General features: G+C 67.8%; 5 protein-coding genes. 2 read left to right on the forward strand and 3 right to left on the reverse strand.

Annotation, left to right across the window (positions count from 1 at the left end):
- Window positions 1–472 (reverse strand): IS6 family transposase (locus AB0N06_RS38140; protein WP_366139265.1); only part of this gene is annotated, 472 nt, incomplete at its 3' end.
- A 311-nt stretch (window positions 473–783) separates the two neighbouring features.
- Here AB0N06_RS38140 and AB0N06_RS38145 point away from each other — a divergent pair.
- Both AB0N06_RS38145 and AB0N06_RS38150 read left to right on the forward strand, forming a co-directional pair.
- Window positions 784–1857, forward strand: a complete 1074-nt coding sequence (locus tag AB0N06_RS38145; protein ID WP_366139266.1) for an IS110 family transposase — start codon at window positions 784–786, stop codon at window positions 1855–1857.
- Between the two features lie 65 nt (window positions 1858–1922).
- Window positions 1923–2291 (forward strand): hypothetical protein, encoded by a 369-nt coding sequence (locus AB0N06_RS38150; protein ID WP_366139267.1) that lies wholly within the window; start codon window positions 1923–1925, stop codon window positions 2289–2291.
- Window positions 2292–2520: 229 nt separating this feature from the next.
- Here AB0N06_RS38150 and AB0N06_RS38155 read toward each other — a convergent pair whose 3' ends face one another.
- Together AB0N06_RS38155 and AB0N06_RS38160 are read right to left on the reverse strand one after the other, a co-directional pair.
- Entirely contained in the window at window positions 2521–3600 is a 1080-nt protein-coding gene (locus AB0N06_RS38155; RefSeq protein WP_366139268.1) for a replication-relaxation family protein, read from the reverse strand.
- A 108-nt stretch (window positions 3601–3708) separates the two neighbouring features.
- Window positions 3709–4179 (reverse strand): hypothetical protein, encoded by a 471-nt coding sequence (locus AB0N06_RS38160; RefSeq protein ID WP_366139269.1) that lies wholly within the window; start codon window positions 4177–4179, stop codon window positions 3709–3711.
- Between the last annotated feature and the right edge of the window lie 157 nt (window positions 4180–4336).

Here is a 4336-nt window from a genome sequence, read left to right on the forward strand (position 1 = left end):
CACGGTGCTCGACGGAGGGCATGACCTCGCGGTGGGCCGCGCCGTAGGAGCGCAGCTTGTCGGTGACGACCACCCGGGGCACCGCCCGGGTCTTCGTCAGCAGCCTGCGGAAGAACCGCCTGGCCGCAGCGGTGTCCCGCCGGTTCTGTACGAGGATGTCCAGGACGGTGCCGTCGGCGTCGACGGCCCGCCACAGGTACTTCTGCTCTCCGTTGATCTTGATGAAGACCTCGTCCAGGTGCCATTTGTCCCCGGGCCGGGGCCGGCGGCGGCGCAGCGCGCCGGCGTAGGCCTGCCCGAACTTGGCACACCAGCGGCGGACGGTCTCGTGGGAGACGAGCACGCTGCGCTCGAGCATCAGCTCCTCGACCTCGCGGAAGCTGAGCGGGAAGCGGAAGTACAGCCACACGCAGTGGGAGATGATCTCCACCGGGTACCGGTGCCCCTTGTACGACGGCGGCGTACTACCCACGGACAACTCCTCCCAGCATGACCCACCAGAAGATCATCCCACCCGGTCAGTCAACGTGACAGTGCCACGACAACTGTGAGACTCGTGGGGTGCCGCAGGGGGCCGGAGCCTGACCCGTGCGACAACTGGCCTCAGATGCCTTGGAGTAGATCTGTCGGCTTCCGGCCCCCTGCGGCGCTCGCTGCCGCCGGCCCGCTGGACGTGTCCCGATAGGGGCTTTGCTGCACAAAGCACCGTCACAGTTCTGACCGCCCACCGGACCGGCGTCGGCCACCAGCCCCAGTCCGAGGAGCCTTGTGACCGTCACCAGCATGCCCCAGCCCACGCTGCCCACGCAGCATGTCCCGGACCTGGCAGAGGATGTGATCTTGGGGGTCGATACCCACAAGGACGTCCACGTCGCGGCCGTGATCACCACGCTGGGAGCCTCACTCGCCCACCAGGAGTTCCCCACCACCGCTGCTGGATATCGCCAACTCATTGCCTGGACAAGGTCGTTCGGCGTTCTTCGACGCGCCGGTGTCGAGTGCACCGGATCCTACGGAGCCGCACTGACCAGGGCTCTGAGCCGAGAAGGCATCGACGTCGTCGAGGTCAACCAGCCCGACCGAGCCACCCGGCGCAAGCGCGGCAAGACCGATGCCATCGACGCGGACGCTGCCGCTCGCGCCGTCCTGTCGGGACGCGCCACGGTCACGCCCAAGACCGCGGACGGCCCCGCGGCGGACATGCGCGTCCTGCGGCTGGCCAAGGAATCGGCAATCAAGGCCCGCACCCAGGCGATGAACCAGCTCAAGGCCGTCCTGCTGGACATCGACCCCGACCTGCGTGACCTCCTCACCGGCCTGACCAACCCGGCTCTGGTCGCCACCTGCGCGGCACTCGTCGACGAGCGGGGCGAGGCAGTCTTCACGATGCGCTTGCTCGCCATACGGATCCAGCACCTGTCCGCGGAGGTCAAGGAGCTGACCCGACGAACCACCCTGGCTGTCCGCTCCTGCCGACCTCAGATGCTGGACCTGGTCGGCGTCGGCCCCGACAGCGCCGCCGTCCTGCTCATCGCCGCAGGTGACAACCCTGACCGCCTCACGGACGAGGCATCCTTCGCTGCCCTGTGCGGCGTCAGCCCGGTCGAGCAGTCCTCCGGCAAGACCCAGCGCCGGCGCCTGAACCGCGGTGGTAACCGGCAGGCCAACGCCGCCCTCTACCGCATCGTGATGACCCGCATACGCTGGGACGAACGCACCCAGGCTTACCTGCAACGACGCACCGCCGAAGGCATGTCCAAGCGCGAGATCATCCGCTGTCTCAAACGCTACGTGGCCCGCGAGCTCTACCGGCACATCCAGCCTCCGACGGCCAAACAGGCACCTTCAGCCGCTTGACGAAACATAGGGGCATCTACCCAGCCTTCACGGGGTTCGAGAACGTCATTCTTGAGGACAGTTACGTGCTGGACATCGAGGTCCATCCGGCTGTCTTGATCCTCAAGCTCGATCTGTTGCTCTTGCCTGGTCATCCTGACTATCAGGCGTCGCTACCAGGGGAACGCGCTTGCTTCCGGGAGGCCACCGCCGTCTTCTCATCCGTACGGGACCTGCACTGGACGGGCCAGAGTCTCGTCAAGCCTGCGGTCGACGCGACTGGCACTCGCGACTTTGGATCAGTCGATTCCCTGACCAGAATCGACAACAGCTACAAGATTCTCGGCGACTGGGGCGAGATCAACCTGCAGTCGGATTCTCCGTCCTTGTCCATCAATCCGACCGCACCTGGGCAAGCCCTTCGTGCGGTAGGGCTTGCCCAGCGGGGCACGTGACCGATCAGCGGGCCGAGCGTGACCGATCCGTCTCCCGCGATCGGTCAAAGAGCACGTCAACGCCGTGACCGACCCGTGCAACCCCCGGGCCAGCCGGTGACCGGTCATCGGTCAGCCCGGCCAGCCCCCCGAGCGGACCTGAGCGACGGGGCCCCGGCCGGGGTGGGCAAGCCGGGTATGGGGGGCTTGCCCAAGCTCCCCTTGGGCTTGCCCAGCACGTGCATGACGGTCAGCGGCCGACCGCTTCGGGGTAGCGGGCGCGGCGCCGGTCCGGGTCGTCGACGCCGATCTCGTACCAGGGCTCGCCACGCTTCAGCCGAGGCAGGGTGTTCACCCACACCGCGATGGTGATGCCCTGGACGTCGGCGGTGAGCGCCTGGAGGCGGTTGTCGAGCAGGTGCTCCGCCTTGCCCGCCAGGACGACGTGCAGCCGCGGGAAGGTCTTCGAGCGGGTGTAGCGGTGGCGCTGCCAGAACGGGAACGTCCCGCCGATCGTGCCACGGGCTCCCTCCCAGACGCGGTGCCCGGCGTAGCGCTCGTAGTCCCAGACCTCCTTCGCGAGGCGAGCCTGGGACATGGTGCCGTTGTCGAGTTCGAAGAGGCGGACCTCGCCGGTCTTGGTCGGCACGGCGAGAACGGCGTCGGTGTTGAAGCTCAGGCCGGTCTCCTTGATGGCGTGGTTGACCTCCACCTGCCAGTCGGTCAGGTACTCGCGGCGACCGGCGAGAACCGTGTCGGTGTAGGCGAGGATCGTGTCGGTCACCGCGACGGCGTGCGGGCCGAACCCAGCTCGGACGGCCTTCGCGCCGGTGCCGGCCTTCGGGCGGGGCGGCAACTCGTTGCCGTCGGCCAAAGCCTTCTGCCCCGCCACGGTGAGGTTCCAGATCCGCTCCTTGCCCGTCTTGCCGTTCGTCTCCGCCAGCCCGAACTCCGCCAGTTCCACCATCGCCCTGCGCACATACGACCGGCCGTCCGACTCCTCTTCCGTGATCACCTGAGCCATCTGCCGGACCGTGGCTATCCGCACGCACCCCAGCATCCGCAGCGCATCGGCCCGCACCTTCCCGGCCGTGGGAGTAGACCTCTTCCCCTTTGCCGGTGTCTCAGGGGAAGGGAGAGAGGTATCAGCGTGGCGGGAGGCCCCCTGACGGGCGGTGTGAGCTGCGCTGATGGGCACGACGTTGGAGTCGTTCACGGCACTGGACACGGCACTGGCTTCCGGGCCGCTCGGAGGGCGCTCAGCACCCCTTGACCAGGCCGGGCGGCGCGGCTCCGGCTCGGGATGCCGGGCGCTGCTGGCGTACGTCATGGTCAGGCTCCTCACGCGGGTGGGCGCGAGACTCCGGACAGAATCCCGCGTTCACTCGCTACAGGTGCCGGAGAAGTTGAAGGTGTGACGCCTGTTATCGAGACGTGATCATTCGGCGGGTGCGGCGCAGAGCTCGGAGACGATCGTGAACGAGGTCGTCACCATCGGCACGGCCATGGCCGGCGGCATCGCCGCGTGTGTGGTCTGGCCGTGTGCCATGCCGTTGCGGATCTTCCGGCCGTAGTCGAGGTACTCCGCCTGCCGGGCGGTCAGGATGCCGGTGTCGGCGCCCTGCTTGATGAGCTGGTGCAGGGGCTTCTTGCCCGCGCGCGGGATGCGGTCGCGCAGCACGATCTCCACCGCGATCAGGGAGTGCATGACCGCCACGGTGGAGAACTCGTAGCAGTAGTACGACTGGCGCAGCAGCTCGCGGGCGGTGCGCAGGACGGTCGCCGCGGCCTCGGGAACACCGTCGGGCACGACCAGGTCCTCAACGAGGTCGTGCATGTCGGCGTACTGGTCGACGAAGTAGTGGGCGCGTTCGTCGGGGACCGGGAACGGCAGCCGCTGCGTGGTCATCCCCGAAGTCTCCCAGCGGCGTGCCCCGGTCGGCAGCGGCTTTTTGCCCGGCCGTCGCTCAGCCCGGATCCACCGGCTTGATGCCCGTGGATAGTGCTTCCGGAATCGAAGAAGTGCCTTGCGACCTGCGATGATGGGGTTTCTCTAGGACCACATC

This window comes from Streptomyces sp. NPDC051020, from assembly GCF_040683105.1.
GTDB lineage: Bacteria > Actinomycetota > Actinomycetes > Streptomycetales > Streptomycetaceae > Streptomyces.

Bases quoted from the DNA above. Each gene is read 5' to 3' on its own strand.
- AB0N06_RS38160 (WP_366139269.1), bottom strand. From the start codon at position 4,179: ATGACCACGCAGCGGCTGCCGTTCCCGGTCCCCGACGAACGCGCCCAC.
- AB0N06_RS38155 (WP_366139268.1), bottom strand. From the start codon at position 3,600: ATGACGTACGCCAGCAGCGCCCGGCATCCCGAGCCGGAGCCGCGCCGC.
- AB0N06_RS38145 (WP_366139266.1), top strand. From the start codon at position 784: ATGCCCCAGCCCACGCTGCCCACGCAGCATGTCCCGGACCTGGCAGAG.